At 73.9% G+C, this 21,471-nt stretch carries 17 protein-coding genes, 1 tRNA gene and 2 pseudogenes; 8 read left to right on the top strand and 12 right to left on the bottom strand.

Going from position 1 to position 21,471, the window contains the following annotated elements:
• Positions 1-127 precede the first annotated feature (127 nt).
• The 3 genes from ABZZ38_RS19305 to ABZZ38_RS19295 form a co-directional block, all read right to left on the bottom strand.
• On the bottom strand, positions 128-574 hold the full coding sequence (locus ABZZ38_RS19305; RefSeq protein WP_356741217.1) for a single-stranded DNA-binding protein: 447 nt from the start codon (positions 572-574) through the stop codon (positions 128-130).
• 143 nt (positions 575-717) lie between these two features.
• Positions 718-2,430 carry a GTPase gene (locus tag ABZZ38_RS19300; RefSeq protein ID WP_356741215.1) on the bottom strand — a complete coding sequence of 571 codons (1,713 nt, stop codon included), beginning with the start codon at positions 2,428-2,430 and terminating at the stop codon, positions 718-720.
• Positions 2,431-2,435: 5 nt separating this feature from the next.
• Positions 2,436-4,016 (bottom strand): dynamin family protein, encoded by a 1,581-nt coding sequence (locus ABZZ38_RS19295; RefSeq protein WP_356741213.1) that lies wholly within the window; start codon positions 4,014-4,016, stop codon positions 2,436-2,438.
• 314 nt (positions 4,017-4,330) lie between these two features.
• Between ABZZ38_RS19295 and ABZZ38_RS19290 the strand changes: the two genes are divergently transcribed.
• Positions 4,331-4,403 (top strand) — tRNA-Arg (locus ABZZ38_RS19290).
• A gap of 375 nt (positions 4,404-4,778) precedes the next feature.
• On the opposite strand, the gene ABZZ38_RS19285 is transcribed toward ABZZ38_RS19290, so the two are convergent.
• The 4 genes from ABZZ38_RS19285 to ABZZ38_RS19270 all read right to left on the bottom strand — a co-directional run bounded on the left by ABZZ38_RS19285 (position 4,779) and on the right by ABZZ38_RS19270 (position 8,438).
• Positions 4,779-5,432 (bottom strand): class F sortase, encoded by a 654-nt coding sequence (locus ABZZ38_RS19285; protein WP_356741211.1) that lies wholly within the window; start codon positions 5,430-5,432, stop codon positions 4,779-4,781.
• A gap of 14 nt (positions 5,433-5,446) precedes the next feature.
• Positions 5,447-6,163: a DUF4142 domain-containing protein gene (locus ABZZ38_RS19280; RefSeq protein ID WP_356741209.1), complete on the bottom strand. Its 717-nt coding sequence runs from the start codon at positions 6,161-6,163 to the stop codon at positions 5,447-5,449.
• 165 nt (positions 6,164-6,328) lie between these two features.
• On the bottom strand, positions 6,329-6,790 hold the full coding sequence (locus tag ABZZ38_RS19275) for a DUF1772 domain-containing protein (protein ID WP_356741207.1): 462 nt from the start codon (positions 6,788-6,790) through the stop codon (positions 6,329-6,331).
• A 34-nt stretch (positions 6,791-6,824) separates the two neighbouring features.
• Positions 6,825-8,438 carry a von Willebrand factor type A domain-containing protein gene (locus ABZZ38_RS19270; RefSeq protein WP_356741205.1) on the bottom strand — a complete coding sequence of 538 codons (1,614 nt, stop codon included), beginning with the start codon at positions 8,436-8,438 and terminating at the stop codon, positions 6,825-6,827.
• 297 nt (positions 8,439-8,735) lie between these two features.
• Between ABZZ38_RS19270 and ABZZ38_RS19265 the strand changes: the two genes are divergently transcribed.
• A complete protein-coding gene (locus ABZZ38_RS19265) occupies positions 8,736-9,491 on the top strand; it encodes a DNA-binding response regulator (protein ID WP_356741203.1) in 756 nt (251 codons plus the stop codon).
• Positions 9,492-9,503: 12 nt separating this feature from the next.
• Here the strand turns inward: ABZZ38_RS19265 and ABZZ38_RS19260 are convergent, their stop codons facing one another.
• Together ABZZ38_RS19260 and ABZZ38_RS19255 are read right to left on the bottom strand one after the other, a co-directional pair.
• Positions 9,504-10,502 (bottom strand): ABC transporter permease, encoded by a 999-nt coding sequence (locus tag ABZZ38_RS19260; RefSeq protein WP_356741201.1) that lies wholly within the window; start codon positions 10,500-10,502, stop codon positions 9,504-9,506.
• Positions 10,499-13,306 carry an alpha/beta fold hydrolase gene (locus ABZZ38_RS19255; RefSeq protein WP_356741199.1) on the bottom strand — a complete coding sequence of 936 codons (2,808 nt, stop codon included), beginning with the start codon at positions 13,304-13,306 and terminating at the stop codon, positions 10,499-10,501. The genes ABZZ38_RS19260 and ABZZ38_RS19255 overlap by 4 nt, the downstream gene beginning before the upstream one ends.
• 120 nt (positions 13,307-13,426) lie before the next feature.
• Between ABZZ38_RS19255 and ABZZ38_RS19250 the strand changes: the two genes are divergently transcribed.
• Both ABZZ38_RS19250 and ABZZ38_RS19245 read left to right on the top strand, forming a co-directional pair.
• Positions 13,427-13,858, top strand: coding sequence for a GNAT family N-acetyltransferase (locus ABZZ38_RS19250; RefSeq protein ID WP_356741197.1), 432 nt, complete (start codon positions 13,427-13,429; stop codon positions 13,856-13,858).
• Positions 13,859-13,929: 71 nt separating this feature from the next.
• Positions 13,930-15,120 (top strand): S8 family peptidase, encoded by a 1,191-nt coding sequence (locus tag ABZZ38_RS19245; RefSeq protein ID WP_356741195.1) that lies wholly within the window; start codon positions 13,930-13,932, stop codon positions 15,118-15,120.
• A gap of 74 nt (positions 15,121-15,194) precedes the next feature.
• Here ABZZ38_RS19245 and ABZZ38_RS19240 read toward each other — a convergent pair whose 3' ends face one another.
• The 3 genes and pseudogenes from ABZZ38_RS19240 to ABZZ38_RS19230 all read right to left on the bottom strand — a co-directional run.
• Entirely contained in the window at positions 15,195-16,697 is a 1,503-nt protein-coding gene (locus tag ABZZ38_RS19240; RefSeq protein ID WP_356741193.1) for a CoA-acylating methylmalonate-semialdehyde dehydrogenase, read from the bottom strand.
• 15 nt (positions 16,698-16,712) lie between these two features.
• A pseudogene (locus tag ABZZ38_RS19235) lies at positions 16,713-16,948 on the bottom strand (3D-(3,5/4)-trihydroxycyclohexane-1,2-dione acylhydrolase (decyclizing)); the annotation flags it as partial.
• A 605-nt stretch (positions 16,949-17,553) separates the two neighbouring features.
• Positions 17,554-17,766 (bottom strand): annotated as a pseudogene (locus ABZZ38_RS19230) (hypothetical protein); the annotation flags it as partial.
• A gap of 320 nt (positions 17,767-18,086) precedes the next feature.
• On the opposite strand from ABZZ38_RS19230, the gene ABZZ38_RS19225 reads away from it, so the two are divergent.
• From ABZZ38_RS19225 to ABZZ38_RS19210, 4 genes are all read left to right on the top strand, one after another.
• Positions 18,087-18,284: a MerR family transcriptional regulator gene (locus ABZZ38_RS19225; protein WP_356741191.1), complete on the top strand. Its 198-nt coding sequence runs from the start codon at positions 18,087-18,089 to the stop codon at positions 18,282-18,284.
• Positions 18,285-18,395: 111 nt separating this feature from the next.
• Complete coding sequence (locus ABZZ38_RS19220) at positions 18,396-18,986, top strand: GNAT family protein (protein ID WP_356741189.1); 591 nt, start codon at positions 18,396-18,398, stop codon at positions 18,984-18,986.
• A 198-nt stretch (positions 18,987-19,184) separates the two neighbouring features.
• Complete coding sequence (locus ABZZ38_RS19215; RefSeq protein WP_356741185.1) at positions 19,185-19,502, top strand: heavy-metal-associated domain-containing protein; 318 nt, start codon at positions 19,185-19,187, stop codon at positions 19,500-19,502.
• Positions 19,503-19,582: 80 nt separating this feature from the next.
• On the top strand, positions 19,583-21,471 hold a 1,889-nt coding region (locus ABZZ38_RS19210), incomplete at its 3' end, for a heavy metal translocating P-type ATPase (RefSeq protein ID WP_356741183.1).

The raw sequence follows: 21,471 nt of genomic DNA, 5'->3' as shown, positions 1-21,471 counted from the left end.
GTGCCCCGTGGGTACCCGCGAATCCTAGAGAGGTGATCCAGCACAGTCCCCTGTCATACCGTCAGATAACCATTCCGAATCGCAATCGTTATCCGCGCAGGTCACGCCGGGGGGCGAGGCTGATCCGTCACCCCACGAGCTCCTCCGCCTTGTCCGGCGCTCGCTCCATTTGGCCTTTGCTCGCGCCTACTTGACTGGCTGTCAGTTGTGGCTCACCCCGCGCGGCCCGCCTGAACGCGGAGGTGCCGCGGGTCAGGTCGTGTCCCACCGCGACCGCCTCGATGTCGACAAAGGTCCTTCGCTGTCCCTCGCGTTCCTCCTCCCGCACCTTCAACCGGCCGTGCACCACCAGTGGTTCCCCGACCGCGACGGACGCGGCGAGGTTCTCCCCGAGCGTCCGCCACGCGTACACGGTGTAGAAGCTGGTGTGTCCGTCGGCCCAGCCGCCCTTCTCCCGGTCCCACCGGCGCGCCGTCGCCGCGAACCGGAATCTCGCGACACCTCCGGCCGGGGTCTCGCGGTAGTCCACGCCGGTCGCGACGTTGCCCACGACGGTCACCATGGTCTCGTTCATGACACCCACCCCTCATGTCCGCCGGTACCGCACCGGCCGTCGACTCCCCCATGCTGACCGGCCCGCCGCGTCCCCGCGGAGCCCTGTGGACAACCTCGCCGCTGTGCACAACTCCGTGACCCGCGGTTGCCCGCGTACGGGTGTCACCCCACCCCGCGGCCACCGCCCGCCACCGTCACGTACTGCTCGCGCACCTCGCGGTAGCGCATCAGCTCCGAGGCGATCGGGTCGAGGACCATCGCCCGGCCGCACCCCGCCGCCGCGTCCCGGAGTCGCCGCTCCGTCTCCTGGCCGTAGCGCCGCGCCGGTCCACGGGCCGCCGCCGCGCACGCCCACTCCACGAGCGGGCCGCCGACGATGCCGGCGAGCATGATGAGCGCGGGCACCGCCAGACCCGGTTCCAGGACGCCGACGATCTGCCCGACCAGCCACAGGGCGCCGTAGAACTGGAGCAGCGTCATGGCGGCCTGCGCCAGGACCGCCGCCGGCCACCAGGCGGGGCGTGGCGGCTTGCCGCCCTGACCCGGGCGCCCCACCGTCACCGCCAGCTCGTCCAGCGCCTCCGGCAGCCCCTGCGCCCCGCGCACCGCAGCCTCGCGCACCGCCTGCGCCCACGGCGCCGGCAGGCCGTGCACCGCCTCGTCCGCGACGACCCGTACCGCCTGCTCGACCCGCTGCCGCGCCGTGAGCTCGTCCTCCACCGGGACCTCGGCCTGCGGTTCGGCGCCGCCCGGCGTGCGCAGCCCCTCGTACCACCGCCACAGCCGCAGCCACGGCGTCCCGCACGCGCGTCCCGCGTTGCGCCGCCATTCGCGCTCCGCCGTCTCACCGGCCGCCCGCGCACCCACGGCGACCGCGAGCCGGGCCCCGAAGTCGTCCCGGGACCGCTCGTCGAGCCCCGGCCGCCCGTCCGCGACGTACACGGGGCGCAGCCGCCGCGCGGTGGCGTCCACGTCCGCCGACAGCCGCCGCTCGGCGGCGCTGCGTCCCTGCACGAACGCACCGAGCAGCTCGCGCAGTTCACCCACGCCTTCGCCGGTGAGCGCGGACAGCGCGAGGACGGTCGCGCCGGGTTCGCCGTGCTCGCCGAGCGCCATCCCGTCCTCGTCCAGGAGGCGACGCAGGTCGTCGAGGACCTGGTCGGCGGCGTCGCCGGGCAACCGGTCGACCTGGTTGAGCACCACGAACATCACCTCGGCGTGTCCGGCGAGGGGCCTCAGGTACCGCTCGTGCAGCGCGGCGTCCGCGTACTTCTCCGGGTCGACGACCCAGATGACCGCGTCCACCAGGGCGAGGAGGCGGTCGACCTGGTCCCGGTGCGCGGTGACCGCCGAGTCGTGGTCGGGGAGGTCGACCAGGACGAGTCCCTGCAGGGCCTCGTCACCGACTCCGCCCGCCAGGGGCCTGCGCCGCAGCCGTCCGGGGATGGCGAGCCGGTCGAGCAGGCCGCCCGCGCCCTCGGACCAGGCGCAGGCGATGGGTGCGGACGTGGTGGGCCGGCGCAGGCCCGTCTCCGAAACCGGGACCCCTGCCAGCGCATTGATCAAAGTTGACTTCCCGCTCCCGGTGGCACCGGCGATCGCGACCACCGTGTGCCGGGAGGACAGCCTTTGACGGGCCGCCGCCTCCTCCAGGACCCGTCCCGCCTCCGCGAGGGTGCGGCCGTCGAGCCGGGTCGTGGACAGCCCGACCAACTTGCGAAGGGCGTCCAGCCGGCCGCGCAGGGCGGTCGCGTAAGGGCTGGTGACGGGGGTGTTCGTCTCTTCCGGTGGTGGGCTCTCCTCGTCACCGGCGTGAGGTTCCTGCACGCGGCGGGCGATGAGTCCGTCGTCCCAGCGTTCGTCCACGGCGCTCACCGCCGTCACCTCTCCTTCTGCAGTGCGGACAGCGCGGCGATCAGCTCGGCCTGTGGCTCGGGGGTGAGGTTGAGCCGGTCGAGTGGCGCGAGACGCCGGTCCCTTTCGTCGTGCAGTACGCGGTCGATGTACGCCTCCACCAGTTCGCCGCCCCGGTCGCGCAGTCGCAGGGCGCCCTGTGCGCCGATCAGTTCGGCGAGCCACTCCCCCGCGCCGCGCGTGCGCCGGCCGCCGAGCAGCGTGGTCGCCAGGAGCGCGGCCACGGTGTCGGGATCGGGCGCGGCGGACCGCTCCATGCGCCGTACCTCGTCCTCGGCGACCTCTTCCAGTTCGCGCCGCCAGCGCCGTACGGCCATACCGATCCGCTCGGCCGCCTCCCGGTCGGACGGCGACTGTCCGCCTCCGACGGCCCCGGCCGCCGGTTCACGCCGCCAGGCTTCCTGTACGTGTTCGTCGGCGGCGGCGACGGCGCACTGGAGCAGCGCGCCGAGGGACTCGGTGAGGGAGTCGAGCAGTTCGGTGGCGGAGCAGTCGCGGGGGTAGCCGCGCCAGCGGGTGCGGGCGTCGCCGGAGAGGACCGCCCCGCGCCGGAGCTCCCTGCGGACGCGCTCCCCCTCCCCCTCGTAGGCCCCTTGGACAGCGCCGGACAGCCGTACGGCGGCGGCGTACTGGGCGGCGACCGCCCCGGCCAGCTCGGGCATGCGGAAGCGCAGCGAGTCGATGACGCCGCGGGCGGTCCGTCCGACGGCCTGCTGGCGGGCGGCCGGGTCCTCGGCGCGGTGCGCGAGCCAGGCGCGCAGGGCGGCCACGGCGTTCTCGGGCAGCAGTCCGCTGCCGCCGCCGGCGGACTCGGGCAGTTCGGGGATGGTGAACCTCGGTACGTCGCCGAGCCCCGCCCTGACGAGCAGGGCCTCGTACTGCCGCGACACCTCGCCGACCACCTGGTGGGGTACGCGGTCGAGGACGGTGACGAGGGTGGCCTTGTACTCCTTGGCGGTACGCAGCAGATGCCACGGCACGGCGTCCGCGTACCGCGACGCGGTGGTCACCATCACCCACACGTCGGCGGCGCAGATCAGCTCGGCGGCCAGCTCGCGGCCCTCGACGACGAGGGAGTCGATGTCGGGCGCGTCGAGCAGCGCGAGCCCGCGCGGCAGGGTGTGGGCGGTCTCGACGCGCAGCGCCTTCTCCCCCACGGCCTCCAGCTCGGCGTCCTCCGGCGTCCAGACGCGCGTGAACTGGGGCAGCACACGCATCCCGGCGAACCAGTGGTGGTCCTCGGGGTGGCAGACGAGAACGGGTGTCCGCGTGGTCGGCCGCAGCACCCCGGCCTCGCTGACGCGTCGCCCGACCAGGGAATTGACAAGCGTCGACTTCCCCGCCCCGGTGGACCCTCCGACCACGACGAGCAGCGGCGCTTCGGGCTCCTTCAGGCGGGGCACCAGATAGTCGTCGAGCTGTGCGAGCAACTCGGCCCGCGTCTGCCGCGCACGGGGTGCCCCTGGAAGAGGGAGAGGAAGACGCACGGCGGCGACACGGTCGCGCAGGGCGGAGAGTGCGTCGATGAGCTGAGGCCGTACGTCCATGGTCACCACATGTGAAGAATGCCCAATTTCGGCACCGTTTTGAAGCGTATGGCCTTCTCTGCGCGCCGATCAGGCACATGGGACACAAGGCGCGAGTGGGACACAGGCATAACGAGTGCACAACACCCGGGGCGCGTGGCGCAAAAAGCGCTGCGGGAATCGCACTTGCCTGCGATTATCGATTCGCTTCACCGAACCTCCACATCGTGCCACGCAGGTGAAGCGACCGGGCCAAGGCGATCGGAGCCCTATCCTTGTCCCCGGCAAGGTCACGGACCACCCACCAGGGGCTCCAGGCCACAAGGCCACCACCGGCCCCCGTAGCTCAGTGGATAGAGCAGGCGCCTTCTAAGCGCTTGGCCGCAGGTTCGAGTCCTGCCGGGGGCGCGCACACAGCCTGACCAGCGGAAACGCGGGTCAGGCTCTTTCATGCCCGGATGCGTACCGCTCGTACACCAAGCGCTTCGCGTGCTCACGATCACGGCACAGGGGGGCGCCCCTCCGGCCGGATACGGGCGCGGGACGCCGGGGCGCGCGGCTGTCTGCGCCATGGGGTGTACCGCGCTGTACGAGGGGGCCACCGCCCGCCCGCGCTCTCTCACCCTCGGTACCGCCGTGCGGCGGTACCGGTGGACCGGGGGCGCTCCCGCGAAGTGCCGACGCGGGCCTTCGGGTTGTCCGGTCCGCGGGTGGGGGGACGGGGGCCGGGAGTCCGCCGCCGTATGGACCGCGGCGGCGACACTCCGGTCGTGCGCCGGGAGTTCAGCGCCCGGGCTGGAGCGGGACGCCGTAGAGGACGAGGTTGTCCGCGTACGCGTGCGCGTCCGGGTCGAAGACGCCCGCGCAGGTCACCAGGGCGAGGCGCGGTGCCCCGTGGGCGCCGAACAGGTCGGTCGGGAGCCCGGCCTTCGGATACGTACGGCGAGCGACGATCCTGTACGTGTGGCGGGCGCCGTCGGCCGTGGTGACGTGGGCGCGCGCGCCCAGGGGGACGTCGTGGAGCGCCTCCAGCGGGCCCGCTCCCTCAGCGGCCGAGTCGAGATGGCCCGCGAGCAGCAGGGTGCCCCGGGCGGCGCCGGGGTGGGCGCCCAGAGCCCACCAGCCCAGGCGCGCGGGGGATTCCGGCACCGCGAGGGCGCCCCTCACGTCGGCGGTGACCGGGTCGACCGGGGCCCGCTCGACGTGGCCCGGGATGGTGAGCGCGACGGGCGGGGAGGCCACGTGCGCGGCCCCGCCCGCCGACGTGGCCGTCGGCAGGGTGCCCGCGTCCGGCGCGCGCACGGCGGGGTCCCCGGCCGCCCCCGGCCACAGGCACGTCAGCGCGGCGGAGGACGCCGCGGCGAGCCCGGCCCAGACCAGTAGCCGGTCCGGGCCGGGTTCGCCGCGCAGCCGGAGACCGTCGTGGTCGCGCGTCACGGCAGGCGACCGGGTCAGCGGCCGTCGTTGCGGCGGATGCGGTTCGCGGCCCAGAACGCGCCGCCCGCGACCAGCAGACCGCCGAGCGCCACGGCGGGCACCGCCACGAGCACCGGCACGTCGGACGCGAGGGCGGTCGCGGCCTGGCCGCCGTTGCCGGCGTGGATGGTCTTCGGCTCGGCCGCGTGTTCGCGGCACGTGCCGCCGCGCACCATGCCCAGGTGCATGGCGACGACGGGGCGGGCGGCCTTGGCGGCGGCGGTCACCTCGGCGTTCCTGCCGTGGGAGACCTGGTGGTCGATGCGCGCCAGCGTCTTCTCGTGGGCCGCGGCCTGGGCGTCGAGCCAGGCGGCGTCGTACGCGCTGGTGCCGGCCTTCTTCATGACGTTCGCGAGCGTCTCCTGCTGCTCGGGCGTGGGAGCCACGGGCAGGTCCACGCCGAGCTTGTCGGCGAGCGACTTGGTGGCGGCGTCCAGCTTGGTGTGGTCGCGGACGAGAACCCCGCCCACGTGCTTCACACAGGCGGTGGTGGCGTTCTTCTGGGCGTCCTTGCCCGCGGCGATCTCGGCGAGATTGCCTTGGTGCGAGGCGCGCAGGAAGGCGTTGTCGGTGGGGAGCGCGGCGTTTCCGTCGGCGAAGGCGGGGCCGGCGGCACCTACGGCTATGCCGCTGAGGGCGAGACAGGCGAAGGCCGTGGCGGCCCAGCGCTGCGGGGTGCGGGAGCGGGTCACGTGTGTCGTCCGTTTCTCGTCGGTTGGTCGGCGGCCCTCCCGGAGTGAGGGGCCTGTGACCATCCGGACACGGATGGGGGCCTGCCGCCATCCGGGGTACTGCAAACGGTGCACCCGGGTGTCAGCCCGACGAGACGGCGGCCTGACGCGGGCGGGACGACCGTTTCAGGTGAGCGAGGCGGCGACCAGCAGGGCGAAGGCGGCGGTGATCAGCACCGTACGGAGCAGGTGGAAGGTGTTCCAGCGGGACTCGAAGGCCGCGCGGGCCGGGCCGGGGTCGCCGCCCTCGGAGGCGGCCAGGGCGTTGTTGAGCGGGATGTTCCCGGCCAGGGTGACCAGGTGGTTGAGGACGGCGCAGACCAGCGCGGCGAGGATCAGCCATCTCCGGGTTCCGGAGCGGCCCTCGACCGGTACGGCGAGGGCCGCGGCCGGGAGGACGACGACCCCGGCGAACACCGCCAGGAAGACCGCGCGGGGCACGTACACGTTGATGTGCCGCATCACCGTCACGAACTGCTCGTCCGTCAGCCGCGCCAGGGCGGGCATGACCCCCGTACGGAAGATCAGCATGAAACCCGCGTACAGGCCGGTGGAGACCACCGCGAGGGCGAGCAGCAGCGTGGGCATGCGGCACATCATGGCAGCCGGTGCCCGCGTGGCGTCAGCCGTGGTGACCGTCGCTCTTCGGTCCTTCCCCCGGCCCGCCCTTCAGGGCGTACGCCTGCCGGACCGACGCGGCCAGCTGTCGTACGACGGCGGACTCGGTCCGGCCGGCCACGGCCGCCGCCCGTTCGGTGAGGTCGCGCAGGGCCGGCGCGCCGGGCAGTTCGCCACCGCGCAGCGCGTCCGCGAAGTACGCGGCCACGGCGGCGACCTGGAGCCCGTGCGTGGTGTCGTCGCCCCACAACCGGGCCGTGAGGCCGCCGGTCTCCAGGGACCCGGACCGCTCGTGCGGGGCGCGGGAGGCGGGGTCGAGCCAGCGGACGGTGGCCGTCGCCAGGTGCCCGCCGCGGCTCAGTGCGCCCGGCCGGGTCCTCACGGCGTACAGCGCGGTCACCTGGTGGCCGGGGCCGACCTCGCCGCCGTCCACCCGGTCGTCGCGGAAGTCGTCGTCGGCGACCTCGCGGTTGTCGTAGCCGATGAGCCGGTACTCCTGGACCGTCCCCGGGTCGAAGGCGACCTGCGCCTTGGCGTCCCGGGCGCGCAGCTCGATGTGGGCGGGCAGTTGGTCGACGAAGACCTTGCGGGCCTGCTCGGAGGTGGAGACGTACGTGGTGTGGCCGTCGCCCTTGTCCGCGAGCCGCTCCATCAGCGCGTCGCCGTACTGGCTGCCGACGCCGACCCCGAAGAGCGTGATGCCGTACTCCCGGCGCTCCTCGTCGATCCGCTCCAGGATGGTGTCCGCCTCGGTCGCCCCCGTGTTGGCGAGCGCGTCGGAGAGCAGGACGACGCGGTTGGTGGCGCCCTCGCGCCGGCCTTCCACGGCCGTGTCGTAGCCCATTGTCACGCCCGCCTCGACGTTGGTGGAGGCGCTGGTCTCCAGGGCGTCGACGACGCTGTAAACCCGGTCGCGGTTGCCGCCGACGCGGGTCATGGGGAGCCGGGTCTCGGCCTCGTCGCTGAAGGTGACCAGCGCGATCGAGTCGTCGTCGCGCAGTTGGCCGGTGAGGACGCCGAGGGACTCCTTGACCAGGTCGAGGCGGCCGGGCTCGGCCATCGACCCGGAGACGTCGACGACGAACGTGAGCGCGGCGGGCGGGCGTTCGGCGTCGCGGTCGGCGGGGCGGGTGGCGAGCCCGACGCGCACGAGGGACCAGTTCTCGGCGTCCGTGCGGGCGCCGTCGACGGTCACGGAGAAACCTCCGCCGTCGGGGCTCGGATAGGCCTGGCGGAAGCTGTTGACGAACTCCTCGGGCCGTACGGTGGCGGGCTCGGGCAGCCGGCCGTCGGCGAGGGTACGGCGCGCGTAGGCGTACGAAGCGGTGTCGACGTCCAGGGCGAAGGTGGACAGCAGGTCGGCGCGCGGTGACGGCTCGCGCGCGGTCTCATCGGAGCCATCAGGGCGCGCTCCGCCGTCGTGGTGTGCGCCGGAGCCGCCCGGGGAACCGGGGGCTGCCGGGGCCCCGGGGACGGGGTGGACTCCCCGCTGCCCGGCGGATGCGCGGTCGGTCCCGGTGGACGCGCCGCCCGAGCAGCCGGTGAGCAGCAGCCCTCCGGCGAGCACGGCGGCGAGCAGGGCTTTCGTCGCCGCGCTCGTCGCTGCTATCGGCTTCATTTTCCGCATGCGGTTCCCCCCGGGGCTCGTCGGCACTTGTGTATGTGACGTCCGGGAAGGCCCCGTGGAGCAGTCGAGGGTGTTGCGGATGGGTCTCGATGCGGCAACGGCGCGCCGCGGGTTCCGCGTTGGCTTGGACTCGCCAACCCCTGAACTGGCCCTTGTCACGGTACGGAGTCACATGCGTACATGGAGTGGCGTGCGTTCCGACGGGATGTGTTCCAAGGGGATGGCGGGGGGTGGTCGGCCGTGGCGAACGTTCCGGGCTCCGTGCTCGGCCGAACGGCATCGAGGGACATGACACCGGCACGAGCGGCGCCACAGCAGGCGCCACCAGAACTGGCCAAGCAGGTCACCCAGCAGATGGCCCGTCAGCAGCCGGCGCGCCCGGAACCGAGACCGGCCGGGCAGCCGGTGCGCGGGACGAGACAGATCTGCGCGACGCTCGCGGCGCTCGCCGAGTCCGCCAGCCGGGAGCTGCTGACCTTCGACGATCCGGCCGCGTGCCTGGGCCAGTCGATCCCTCAGCCCTTCCTGGAGCTCGCCGGCGCGTGCGTGCGCACGGCGACCGAACGGGCCGGTACGGTCCGTCAGATCGTGCCGCGGCACGCGCTCGACCGGGTCACGGCGGCCGACGTCGCCGCGGCGGGGCGGCTGACGGGTCGGGCGCGGCTGACCGAGTCGATCCCGTTCAAGATGATCGTCGTGGACCGTACGGTCGCGGCCGTCCCCCTCGACCTCGAACTGCTCTACAACGGGCTGCTGCTGATCCGCGACCCGGTCGTCGTACAGGCGCTGGTGCGCGCGCATCAGGCGTGGTGGGAGGCGGGCGACGAGGTGACGTCGGTGCCCGCGCCACCGGGGGTGCTGCCACCGCACCTGCGGCCGGTTCTGGACGCCCTGATGGCCGGGCTCACCGACGAGACGGCCGCGGCCCGGCTCGGGATATCCGGACGGACGTACAGCCGGCGCGTGGGTGAGCTCCTGGCGGCCCTCGGCACGACGAGCCGCTTCCGGGCGGGAGCGGAAGCGGCTCGTCGTGGCTGGCTGTGAGGGCGGCGACGGTTACGACACGACGTCCTTGCGCGCGAAGCCCCGGAAGGCGAGCGCGAACAGCACCAGGGCGTACGTCACGGACACCGCCGCGCCCTTGACCATGCCCTCCCACTCCAGGTGCGGCTGGAGGGCGTCGACCCAGGCGAACTGCCAGTGCGCGGGCAGGAAGTCACGCCAGGACCCGAGCGCGGTCACCGCGTCCAGCACATTGCCGATGATCGTCAGGCCGACCGCGCCGCCGACCGCGCCGAGCGGCGCGTCGGTCCTGGTCGACAGCCAGAAGGCGAGCCCCGCGGTGACCAGTTGGGAGACGAAGACGTACGCCACGACCAGCGCGAGCCGCGGCACGGTGTCGGCGGTGGCCAGGGAGCCGCCCGTGGGCAGCTCCAGCGGCCCCCAGCCGTACGCCACGGTGCCGGCGGCGAGCGCCACCAGCGGCAGCAGCGCCATCGCCGCCGCGCTGAAGCCGAGTGCCACGGCCAGCTTGGACCACAGCAGCCGGGCGCGCGGCACGGGCGCCGCGAGCAGATAGCGCAGGGACGACCAGCTCGCCTCCGATGCCACCGTGTCCCCGCAGAACAGCGCCACCGGCACCACCAGCAGGAAGCCGGCCGAGACGAACAGGCAGGTGGCGGCGAAGTTGGCGCCGGACGCGGTCGCCGTGTCCATCAGGGTGATCCGGCTGTTGTCCCGCCCGTCCGGGGTGCCGCCGATCGCGAAGGCGACGAGCAGGACGAAGGGCAGGGCGGCCAGGATCGCGCCCATGACGAGGGTGCGACGGCGCTTGAGCTGGCGTACGGCTTCCACGCGCAACGGCAGTGTGTGCCCGGCCCGGTAGCCGGGCGCGGCGGTCGCGTCGGCCGGTTCGGTCGCGTCGGCCGGTTCGGTCCCGGGGGCCGGTTCGGTCCCGGGGGCCGGTTCGGTCCCGGGGGCCGGTTCGCTCCCGGGGGCCGGGTCCGTCGGGTCCGTCGGGTGGGGCGTACCGGTCGGGGGTTTCATGGCGGTCACGCGGATCCTCCTCCGATCAGGGTGAGGAACGCGTCCTCCAGGCGGCGGTGCGGTCCGACCCCCGTCACGGGCACGTCCAGCCGTACCAGTTCGGCGATCAGCCCCGCGGCCGTCGCTCCGTCCAGGCGTACCAGCAGGCCGCCCTCGGCCCGGGCCACCGAGCCGACGCCCGGCAGGGCACCGACCTTCTCGACCAGCGGCTCCGGCACCTCCCCGTCCGTGGTGACGAGCAGCGTGTCGCCCGCGCCGGTGATCTCGGCGACCGGGCCGGCCTGGATCAGCCGGCCGCGGTCCATGACCACCAGGTGCGTGCAGGACTGCTCGACCTCGGAGAGGAGGTGGGAGGAGACGATGACGGTCCGTCCCCCGGCCGCGTACCGGATCATCACGTCCCGCATCTCCCGGATCTGCGGCGGGTCGAGCCCGTTGGTCGGTTCGTCGAGGATGAGGAGGTCCGGCAGGCCGAGCATCGCCTGGGCGATGGCGAGCCGCTGCCGCATGCCCTGCGAGTACGTCCGCACGGCGCGCGCCAGTGCCTCGCCGAGGCCCGCGATCTCCAGGGCCTCGTCGATGTGGGCGTCCGCGGCGGGGCGGCCGGTGGCCCGCCAGTACAGCTCCAGGTTCTCCCGCCCGGACAGGTGCGGCAGGAAACCCGCGCCCTCGACGAACGCCCCGACCCGGGACAGCACCGGTGCGCCGGGCCGGATGGCGTGCCCGAAGACGCGGATCTCACCGTCGTCGGGCGTGATCAGGCCCATGAGCATGCGCAGGGTCGTGGTCTTGCCCGCGCCGTTCGGGCCGAGGAGCCCGAGTACCTGGCCCTTGTCGACCCGGAACGACAGGTCCCGGACCGCGTACCGGTCGCTCGCACCGGCGTACCGCTTGGTCAGGCCGCTGATGGTGAGCGGGACGTCGGCGAGCGCGGGGTCGGGTGCGGGCGCGGTGGTACGGCGGCGGGCGGTGAGCAGCAGGGCGGCGGCGATCAGGGCACCGGCGGCCGGCAGGCCCCACACCCACCACGGCAGGCCGGCCGCCTGGGTGCGGACGGTGGGCGCGGTCGGCACGGACAGGCCGCTCGTCGCGGTGACGGTGTACGTCGCCGGGGCCGCCGGGGAGGCGTAGCCGAGGTCGGTGGCGGCGAGGACCAGGCTCAGCCGGTGCCCGGCCTCGACCTCGTGGTCGATGGCGGGGAGGGTGAGCCGGACCTCCTTGCCGCCCCGCGCGTCGTCGACCCGGACGGGCGCGACCAGCTGGGCGGGCAGCACCTGTTGGCGCCCGCCCGGCCCGACGTCGTACACCTTCCCGAAGAGGACCGCCTCGCCCGTGTCGGACGTGACCTTCACGCGCACGGTCGGCGTCCCGGTGACGCGCAGGGTCTCGGTGAGGGGCCGGGTTTCGAAGCGGGCGTGCTGGCCGGGGAAGTCGAGCGACAGGCCGACGCCGAGCGACGACAGCTGTGACAGCCCGCCGCCGAGGCCGGGCACGGCGGAGATCGCGGGCGGGCTGGCCCCGGCGGGGTTGCGGAAGGTCAGCGGGGTGCGGGGGGTGAGGTCGAGGGTGCGGTCGCCGCCGCGCAGGCCCGGGTAGCGGTCGGCGGTGGCGCCGCGCAGTCGGGCCTGGCCGTCGGTGGAGTCGACGCCGCCGGTGCGGCTCACGCGGAAGGCGGGCCCGGTGTCGGTGCCGGTGTCCTTCTTGAGGTGGCGGTCGAACCAGGTGGTGATGCGTGCCTCGACGCGCTCGGTCTCACCGTCACCGCCGTCGTGCCCTCCGGCGATCCAGTCGACGGCGACGGGCGCGCCGTTGCCCCGCAGGGCCGTGGCCATGGCGTCGGCGTGCGCGAGCGGGAAGAGGGAGTCGGACTGCCCCTGCACGATGAGCGCGGGCACCTTGATGCGGTGCCCGACGGCGGAGGGGCTGCGCTGTGCGAGCAGTTCACGGGCCGCGGCATCCGGCTTCCCGGCGACGGCGACCCGCTCGTACATCGCGCACAACACGTCCTGGAACCGCCCACAGGCACCGGCGCCCGGCCCGCCTGCCGGCCCGCCTTCCGGCGTCGCGGCGCCCCGCGCCGTACCGGTGCCGGGGGTGGCAGCGCCCTCCGCCGGGGTACCGCCCGGGGGCTCGCCCTGGCCCGGGGGCTCCTCCTGGGCCGGAGGCCGGGGAGGCGTGACCGGCGTGGTGGTCGCGCCCGTGGAGAAGAAGATGCCGGCCCAGAGCTTCTTGAAGACGCCGTCAGGGAAGAGCGCGTCCGCCAGGTTCCAGTACGTGATCCGGGGGGCGATCGCGTCGACCCGCCGGTCGTACCCCGCCGCCAGGAGCGAGATCGCGCCGCCGTACGAGGCGCCTGTCACGCCCACGCGGGGGTCGCCCGCCCGGTCGAGCCGTACCTCGGGGCGCCGGGCCAGCCAGTCGATGAGCCGCGACACGTCCTTGACCTCGTACGCGGGGTCGTTGAGCCCGATCCGGCCGGTCGAGGCGCCGAAGCCGCGCGCCGACCAGGTCAGCACGGCGTACCCCGACCGCGCCAGGTCCTCGGCCTGCGCGCGTACGTCGTCCTTGCTGCCGCCGAAGCCGTGGCCGAGGAGCACCGCCGGGCGGCGCTCCGTGCCGGGCGCGGTGAAGAACGACGTGTCGATCGTCGCCCCCGGCATGGTCATCACCGTGTCCTCGCGGTGCACGGCGGGCTCACCGTCCGAGGCGACGGCCGTCCACGTGCCGGCGCCCGCGAGCACCACGGCGGCGGTGGCCAGCGCGGCCGCGCGGCGGCGGGGCAGGCGGGCCGGGCGGGGAAGTCGGATCTGCATGACTCGACCCTAAGCGGGCCGCCGCGCCGTCCCGGCTGCCGGCGGCATGAAAGATCGGGCCTTCTCAGGGAGTACGCACTACCGTCGCCGTACACCAGCCGCGGTATGCCGGGAGGCCCCATGGAGATCCGCCGTGCCACGACCGTCGCCGAACTCGTCGCCGCCGAGCACCTCTACGACGGCCCGGCGCGCCCCGAGTGGGCGGAGCGGTTCCTCGCGGCGCCCGGTCATCTGATGCTCATCGCGTACGTGGGCGGGGCGCCGGCCGGGATGGTGTCGGGCATCGAGATGCTCCACCCCGACAAGGGCGCGGAGATGTGCCTGTACGAGCTGTCCGTCGACGAGCCGTACCGGCGGCGCGGCATCGGGCGGGCGCTGACCGAGGCGCTCGCCGCCGTGGCCCGCGAGCGCGGCTGCTACGACATGTGGGTGGGCGTGGACACCGACAACGACCCGGCGCTGGCGACGTACCGGTCGGCCGGTGGCGCCGACGATGGAGAATTCGCCATGCTGACGTGGGAATTCGGCGACGAAGTGGGGAGGACCGACTAGCTCTCTTGTGCGGTACATGACCAGCCGAGACGCTGTGGCACCCGTCCGCAAGAAAGGTCAGGTGCCCCGAGATGAGAGCCCCGTCCCGCAGGCCCCGTCGCCGCATCGGCGCGCTGATACCCGTCATCGCCCTCGCTGCCGCTCTGCAGTTCGCCGCCACCCCCACCGCGCACGGCGCGCAGCTCGGTGACCTCCGTCTCGCCCCTACGGAGACCGCCGTCGCGAACAGCTGGATCGTCGTCCTCAAGGACGGCTCCACCCGCGCCGCCGACCTCGGCGTCACGCCGCGGCACCAGTACCGCAGCGCCCTCACGGGCTTCTCCACCACCATGTCCAGGGCGAAGGCCGCCGCCCTCGCGGCCGACCCGAGGGTCGCGTACGTCGAGCAGAACGCGACGGTGCGGCTCAGCGCCACCCAGTCGAACCCCACCTGGGGGATCGACCGCGTCGACCAGCGGAACCTGCCGCTGTCGAAGACCTACACGTACGACACGACCGCGTCGAACGTGAACGCGTACATCATCGACACCGGCATCCGTACCTCGCACAGCGAGTTCGGCGGGCGGGCCGTGGTCGGCACGGACACCGTCGGCGGCGGGCAGAACGGCCAGGACTGCCAGGGCCACGGCACCCACGTCGCCGGTACGGTCGGCGGGAAGACGTACGGCGTGGCCAAGGCGGCCAAGCTGATCGCGGTCCGCGTCCTGGACTGCAACGGCTCCGGCACGACCGCCGGGGTCATCGCGGGGGTGGACTGGGTGACGGCCAACGCCGTCAAGCCGGCCGTCGCCAACATGAGCCTGGGCGGCGGGGCGAACACGTCCCTCGACAACGCCGTCAAGCGGTCGATCGCGTCGGGCGTCTCGTACGCCATCGCGGCCGGCAACGGCAACATCCTGGGCCTGCCGGAGAACGCCTGCAACACCTCCCCGGCGCGCGTCCCCGAGGCAATCACCGTGGGGGCGACGGACAGCGCGGACAAGCGCGCGTCGTTCTCCAACTACGGCACCTGCCTGGACCTCTTCGCGCCGGGCGTGAACGTCACCTCGTCGTGGAAGGACAGCGACACGGCGACGAAGACGATCTCCGGTACGTCGATGGCGGCCCCGCACACGGCGGGCGTGGCGGCCCTCTACCTGGCGGCGCACCCGACGGCGTCCCCGGCGCAGGTGCGCGACGCGCTGGTGAACAACGCGACGACCGGCAAGGTCCAGAACCCGCTCACGGGCTCCCCGAACAGGCTGCTGTACTCGCGGTTCTAGCCCTCCGCCGCACGGCACCGGGAAGCGACCGGCCCCGGTGGGGGCCGGCCGTTCCGCGGTCCTCGGCGGTTGGGTCAGTGGTTGCGCGGGAAACCCAGGTCCACGCCGACGGGGGCCTCGGACGGGTCCGGCCAGCGGGTGGTGACGACCTTGCCGCGCGTGTAGAAGTGCACGCCGTCGTTGCCGTAGATGTGGTGGTCGCCGAAGAGCGAGTCCTTCCAGCCACCGAAGGAGTGGTAGCCGACCGGCACCGGGATCGGGACGTTCACGCCGACCATGCCCGCCTGGACCTCCAGCTGGAAGCGGCGGGCGGCGCCGCCGTCGCGTGTGAAGATCGCGGTGCCGTTGCCGAACGGCGAGTCGTTGATGAGGCGGACGCCCTCCTCGTAGGTGTCGGCGCGCAGCACGCACAGCACCGGGCCGAAGATCTCGTCGCGGTACGCGTCGGAGTCGGTCGACACCTTGTCCAGCAGGGACAGGCCGATCCAGTGGCCGTTCTCGTACCCGTCGACGGTGTGGCCGGTGCCGTCGAGGACGACCTCGGCGCCCTGGGCGGCGGCGCCGGTGACGTACGAGGCGACCTTGTCGCGGTGGGCGGCGGTGATGAGCGGGCCCATCTCGGACGTCGGGTCGTTGCCGGGGCCGATCTTGATCTTCTCGGCGCGCTCGCGGATCTTCTGTACGAGCTCGTCGCCGATGGCGCCGACCGCGACGACCGCCGAGATCGCCATGCAGCGCTCGCCGGCGGAGCCGTACGCCGCCGAGACCGCCGCGTCGGCTGCCGCGTCCAGGTCGGCGTCCGGGAGGACCAGCATGTGGTTCTTGGCGCCGCCGAGGGCCTGGACGCGCTTGCCGTTCGCGGAGGCCGTGGTGTGGATGTACTTGGCGATCGGGGTCGAACCGACGAAGGAGACGGCGGCGACGTCCGGGTGCTCCAGCAGGGCGTCGACGGCGACCTTGTCGCCGTGGACGACGTTGAGGACCCCGTCGGGCAGGCCGGCCTGGGAGGCCAGCTCGGCCAGCAGGTTCGCGGCGGACGGGTCCTTCTCGCTCGGCTTGAGGACGAAGGTGTTGCCGCACGCGATGGCCAGCGGGAACATCCACATCGGCACCATGGCCGGGAAGTTGAACGGCGTGATGCCGGCGACCACGCCGAGCGGCTGGCGGATGGCGGCGACGTCGACCCGGTTGGAGACCTGGGTGGACAGCTCGCCCTTCAGCTGGACGGTGATCCCGCAGGCCAGCTCGACGATCTCCAGGCCGCGCGCGACCTCCCCGAGGGCGTCCGAGTGGACCTTGCCGTGCTCGGCGGTGATCAGGTCGGCGATCTCGTCGCGGTGGGCGTCCAGCAGGGCGCGGTACTGGAAGAGGACGGCGGTGCGCTGCGCCAGTGAGGACGTGCCCCAGGTCGCGTACGCGGCCTTGGCGGCGGCGACGGCGGTGTCGACCTCCCCGGCGGAGGCGAGGGCGACCCGCGTGGTCACGGCGCCGGTCGCCGGGTCGGTGACCGGGCCCCAGTTGCCCGACGTGCCCTCGACGGTCTTGCCACCGATCCAGTGGTGGACGGTCTTCGTCATGACGTACCTACTCCTCTACAGGTGGCGGCGTCGGGCTGCGACATGCCGGTCGTACTCCTCGCGGGCCCCGACCGGCGACGAGCGGTCGCGGTCTCGGCCACGGGCCCATCCCACCATGCCTCGGCGAGGGCCGCGCCCGACACTGTGTCTGGCCTTTCGGTCTCCGCGTAGACACATGTGGGGACGGCCGAGCTCCGCTCGTCGGCGGGTTCTTCGCGCAGGTCACGAAGGGTGCGGGCGGGCGGGACGCGCAGGTCGGGGGGAGGCGGCGCCGCCCCGCGACGTCCACCGGGAGCGGGCCGTCGGTGCACGTGGTGCCGGGCGCGCCGGCCCGAGGGTGGCGGTGGGGTATCGGTGGGCGGTGCCGTACCGAGGGTGGCGGTGCCGTACCGGTCGCTGCCGCCGGGCTTCGCGGCTCCTCACCGGGGGCGTCTCGTCGTACGCGGACGGCGGGAGGCCGCTGCCGCCCGGGCCGGTTCGCCGCAGTCCGCCGGGTCGTCTCCCGCCGGGTCGTCTCCCGCCGGGTCGTCTCCCACCGGGACCTCCCCCGCAGGGGCGCCGCCCGGGGCGCCGTCGTCCTACGCCGGGCGACCTGGGGCGGGCCGCCCTCGGTGGCCGCGTCGGCCGTCGCTCCGGTGCCCGCCGTGAGCGGGGCGACGGGGCGAGGGCCGAGGGGCGGGCGCGAGGCGGCGAGGCGTTGACGGGCGGGCGAGGTTCCGACGGCGTCGGTGGCAACCGGGACGACGGGGCGAGGTCTCGGCGGCGGCGGGCGCGAGGGCTCGGCGGCGGCGAGGCCCCCGGACCTCGCGCGGGCTGGCGCAGGCTGGCCCGGGCGATGGTGCCGCGCGGCTCCACCCGGGACCTCCGGCGCGGGGCCGCGGCGAGCGGGGAGTCGTCGCTCGCGTCTCGCTCCTGCCAGGGCGAAGCGGCCTCCCGCGCCGGAGGCGATCTGGGCGTGGGCGTCTCGCGGTACGCGGTACGCGGTACGCGGTACGCGGTAGCACGACGCGCACCCCGTGACACCGTCGAACACGCCTTTCCGGCCGAGCAGTTCAAAGATCCGCTCGTCCACGTGCACCGTACAACCGCCGGTCGGCGGAAGCACGGTCCGCGCGCGTAACCGGCGGTGAAGTCGCGGGGCTCGCAGGGTGGGGACACGGCCACCTGGGGGCGGGGCGCGTCGGCGTCACGCGTGTAACAGGGGTCTCTCCCTCGTCACGCTTGTCTGCATTACGCGGCTCTTCCGTCACAGCCGTTCAACAGGCATCCCCATTTCGTCACTCTCCGTCGTTGAGCGGGCACAGGCTCAGTGATCGCCAGCGTCCCGCCGCGGCTCCCCCGACGGCCCTCCCGGGCCGCCGTCGCGGCTCTCGCAGGGAGGTGCCACAGATGACGGACAGAAGGCTCTGGTCCTACAAGGAGATTGCCGCACACATCCGGGTACAGCCGGACACCGTCCGGTCGTACCGCAAGCACGGCCTCCTTCCGCAGCCCGACCACGTGGAGGGCGGCAAGCCCTACTGGTACGCGGACACGATCCGCGTCTGGGTCGCCAACCGGCCCGGCAATCGGGGGCGCAGGGACTGACACCCCCGCCGGCCCCGTACCCCTCCCCGGTACGGGGCCGGCCGCCGCCCGGCCGAGCCACGGTCCCCAAATCCGTTGCGGACCGGCACGGATCCTGCGGAGGATCGCCGCATGCCCGCGGACCCGCCGATCACCACCCCCACCGACTTCTCGGTCAAGCCCACCCTCACCGGCGAGAAGGTGCTGCTGAGGCCGTTCACCGAGGACGACGCCCCCACGATGGCGGAGATCCTCGCCGACCCGGAGGTCGTCAGGTTCACCGGCACCGCCCCTGCCGCACCCTCCCCGTCCGAGGCGTTCCTGCGCACCTGGTACGGCTCCCGCAGCGCCCAAAGCGACCGCCTCGACCTCGCCCTGGTCGACCGGGCCTCCGGAGAAGTGGTGGGCGAGCTGGTCTTCAACGAGTGGGACGAGCCCAACCGCAGCTGCAACTTCCGCACCCTGATCGGCCCCAGAGGCCGGGACCGGGGCCTCGGCACCGAGGCGATCGGCCTGTTCCTCGGGTACGGCTTCGAACGGCTGGGCCTCCACCGGATCTCCCTGGGTGTCTACGCCTTCAACCCACGCGCCGTGCGCGTCTACGAGAAGGCCGGCTTCATCCGGGAGGGGGTGGAGCGCGAGACCCTGCTGCACGAGGGCGAGTGGATCGACTCGCTGTGCATGTCGGTCCTGGCCCGCGAGTGGGCGACCCGGAACCAGTGACCCCGCGAGGCCACCCTCCCGCCCCGGCCCGGGGCGCACCCCGCCGCCAGGGCTGGGGGGCCGCTGCCGGGGTTCGGGGCCCACCCTCCTGGCGTTTATACCCCCTAGGGGTATACTGTGAGGAGTGTCAGGGAGTCACGGTGCCCCCGTGGGCCCCGTACGCCCCTGCCGACCTTGACCGAACCAGAGGAGAACGCCATGACCCCCGAGCCGAAGACCGAACTCCCCCAGGCGACCACCGGCTCCTGCTGCTCGTCCACCGGCTCCTGCCACGACGGCGCGGGCGACACCCCGGCCGCCGGCACGGTCACGACCGTCTACCGGGTCACGGGCATGACGTGCGGCCACTGCGAGGGTGCCGTCTCCGGCGAGATCTCCGAGATCCCCGGCGTGACCTCCGTGACGGCGGTCGCCGCCACCGGCCGCGTTACCGTGGTGTCCGAGACCGCACTGGACGAGGCCGCGGTGCGCGCGGCCGTCGACGAGGCGGGTTACGAGCTCGTCGGCCAGGCCTGAGCCGGGCCCGAGCCCACGGCCCCAGCGGCCGGGCCGTACCGTGACGACGGTCGGCCCGGCCCCCGCCCTTGGAACCGCCCATGACCAGCATCACGACCCCACCGGACACCCGGACCGCCACCACCGAGCTCCTCATCGGTGGCATGACGTGCGCCTCCTGCGCGGCCCGCGTGGAGAAGAAGCTCAACCGCATGGACGGCGTCTCGGCGACCGTCAACTACGCGACGGAGAAGGCGACGGTCACCCACCCCACCGGGGTCCAGGTCGCCGACCTCATCGCGACGGTCGTCAAGACCGGCTACACCGCCGAGGAGCCACCCAAACCGCCCCCACCGGCCCCCGCCCCCGCGCCCACCGCCGGCCACGACGCTCCGACCTCCCAGAACACTCGGGACGCCCGGGACACCCGCCCGGGCGCCGAGGCGACCACCGGTGAGGCGGACGCGCGGACGCGGGCGCTACGGCAGCGCCTCGCCGTCTGCCTCGCGCTCGCCGCGCCCGTCGTCCTCCTGGCGATGGTGCCGTCCCTCCAGTTCGACCACTGGCAGTGGCTCTCACTCACGTTCGCCGCCCCCGTCGTCGTCTGGGGCGGCCTGCCCTTCCACCGCGCCGCGTGGACCAATCTCCGGCACGGCGCCGCCACCATGGACACCCTCGTCTCGGTCGGCACCCTGGCTGCCTTCGGCTGGTCCGTGTGGGCGCTGTTCCTCGGTGACGCGGGCATGCCCGGCATGCGCCACGGATTCGACCTCACGGCCACCCCCGCGGACGGCGCGTCGGCCATCTACCTGGAGGTCGCCGCCGGCGTCACCACCTTCATCCTCCTCGGCCGCTACCTGGAGGCCCGCGCCAAGCGCGCCGCCGGTGCCGCGCTCCGCGCCCTCATGCGCCTCGGCGCCAAGGACGTGGCAGTCCTGCGCGACGGCCGCGAGGTACGGATTCCCGTGGCCGACCTGCGCGTCGGCGACCGTTTCGTCGTCCGGCCCGGCGAGAAGATCGCCACCGACGGCACCGTCACCGAGGGCGCGTCCGCCGTCGACGCCTCCCTGCTCACCGGCGAATCCGTCCCCGTCGACGTGACCGCCGGCGACCCCGTCACCGGCGCCACGCTCAACACCTCCGGCCGTCTCGTCGTCGAGGCCACCCGGGTCGGCGCCGACACCCAGCTCGCCCGGATGGCCCGGCTGGTCGAAGAGGCCCAGAGCGGCAAGGCGCAGGTCCAGCGCCTCGCGGACCGGATCTCCGCCGTCTTCGTACCCGTCGTGCTGCTCATCGCGCTCGGCACCCTGCTGACCTGGCTGGCCGTGACCGGCGACGCCACCGCGTCCTTCACCGCGGCCGTGGCCGTCCTGATCATCGCCTGCCCGTGCGCGCTGGGCCTCGCCACGCCGACCGCCCTCATGGTCGGCACGGGGCGCGGCGCCCAGCTCGGGATCATCATCAAGGGCCCCGAGGTGCTGGAGTCCACGCACCGCGTCGACACCGTCGTGCTCGACAAGACCGGAACGGTCACCACCGGCCGGATGACCCTCCAGGGCGTCCACGTCTGTGAGGGCACCGACGAGCGTGAGCTGCTGCGTCTGGCGGGTGCGCTGGAGCACGCCTCCGAGCATCCCGTCGCCCGCGCCGTCGCCGCGGGCGCCGCGGAGCGCGTGGGCGCGCTGCCCACACCGGAGCGTTTCGAGAACGTCCCCGGCCTCGGCGTACGCGGTGTGGTGGAAGGCCGTCACGTCCTGGTCGGCCGTGCGGCGCTCCTCGAAGGCGCCGGGATCGGCGTCACGTCGCCGGGCGAGGGCGCCGTCCAGGTGGCCTGGGACGGCCGGGTGCGCGGCGCGCTCACCGTCGCCGACGCGGTCAAGGAGAGCAGCCCGGAAGCGATCCGCCGCCTGCGCGCGCTGGGCCTGACACCGATCCTGCTGACCGGCGACAACAAGGCGGTCGCCGAGGCGGTCGCGGCCGAGGTCGGGAT

It is taken from the genome of Streptomyces sp. NPDC006368 (assembly GCF_040612535.1).
Classification (GTDB): Bacteria; Actinomycetota; Actinomycetes; order Streptomycetales; family Streptomycetaceae; genus Streptomyces.
This window is presented reverse-complemented; position numbering and strand designations above follow the sequence as displayed.

What these genes read in the sequence shown, in the direction of transcription:
- ABZZ38_RS19245 (WP_356741195.1), top strand. Translation starts at nt 13,930, where the DNA reads ATGAGAGCCCCGTCCCGCAGGCCCCGTCGCCGCATCGGCGCGCTGATA.
- ABZZ38_RS19225 (WP_356741191.1), top strand. Translation starts at nt 18,087, where the DNA reads ATGACGGACAGAAGGCTCTGGTCCTACAAGGAGATTGCCGCACACATC.
- ABZZ38_RS19270 (WP_356741205.1), bottom strand. Translation starts at nt 8,438, where the DNA reads ATGAAGCCGATAGCAGCGACGAGCGCGGCGACGAAAGCCCTGCTCGCC.
- ABZZ38_RS19265 (WP_356741203.1), top strand. Translation starts at nt 8,736, where the DNA reads ATGACACCGGCACGAGCGGCGCCACAGCAGGCGCCACCAGAACTGGCC.
- ABZZ38_RS19220 (WP_356741189.1), top strand. Translation starts at nt 18,396, where the DNA reads ATGCCCGCGGACCCGCCGATCACCACCCCCACCGACTTCTCGGTCAAG.
- ABZZ38_RS19255 (WP_356741199.1), bottom strand. Translation starts at nt 13,306, where the DNA reads ATGCAGATCCGACTTCCCCGCCCGGCCCGCCTGCCCCGCCGCCGCGCG.
- ABZZ38_RS19240 (WP_356741193.1), bottom strand. Translation starts at nt 16,697, where the DNA reads ATGACGAAGACCGTCCACCACTGGATCGGTGGCAAGACCGTCGAGGGC.
- ABZZ38_RS19305 (WP_356741217.1), bottom strand. Translation starts at nt 574, where the DNA reads ATGAACGAGACCATGGTGACCGTCGTGGGCAACGTCGCGACCGGCGTG.
- ABZZ38_RS19295 (WP_356741213.1), bottom strand. Translation starts at nt 4,016, where the DNA reads ATGGACGTACGGCCTCAGCTCATCGACGCACTCTCCGCCCTGCGCGAC.
- ABZZ38_RS19250 (WP_356741197.1), top strand. Translation starts at nt 13,427, where the DNA reads ATGGAGATCCGCCGTGCCACGACCGTCGCCGAACTCGTCGCCGCCGAG.
- ABZZ38_RS19275 (WP_356741207.1), bottom strand. Translation starts at nt 6,790, where the DNA reads ATGCCCACGCTGCTGCTCGCCCTCGCGGTGGTCTCCACCGGCCTGTAC.
- ABZZ38_RS19215 (WP_356741185.1), top strand. Translation starts at nt 19,185, where the DNA reads ATGACCCCCGAGCCGAAGACCGAACTCCCCCAGGCGACCACCGGCTCC.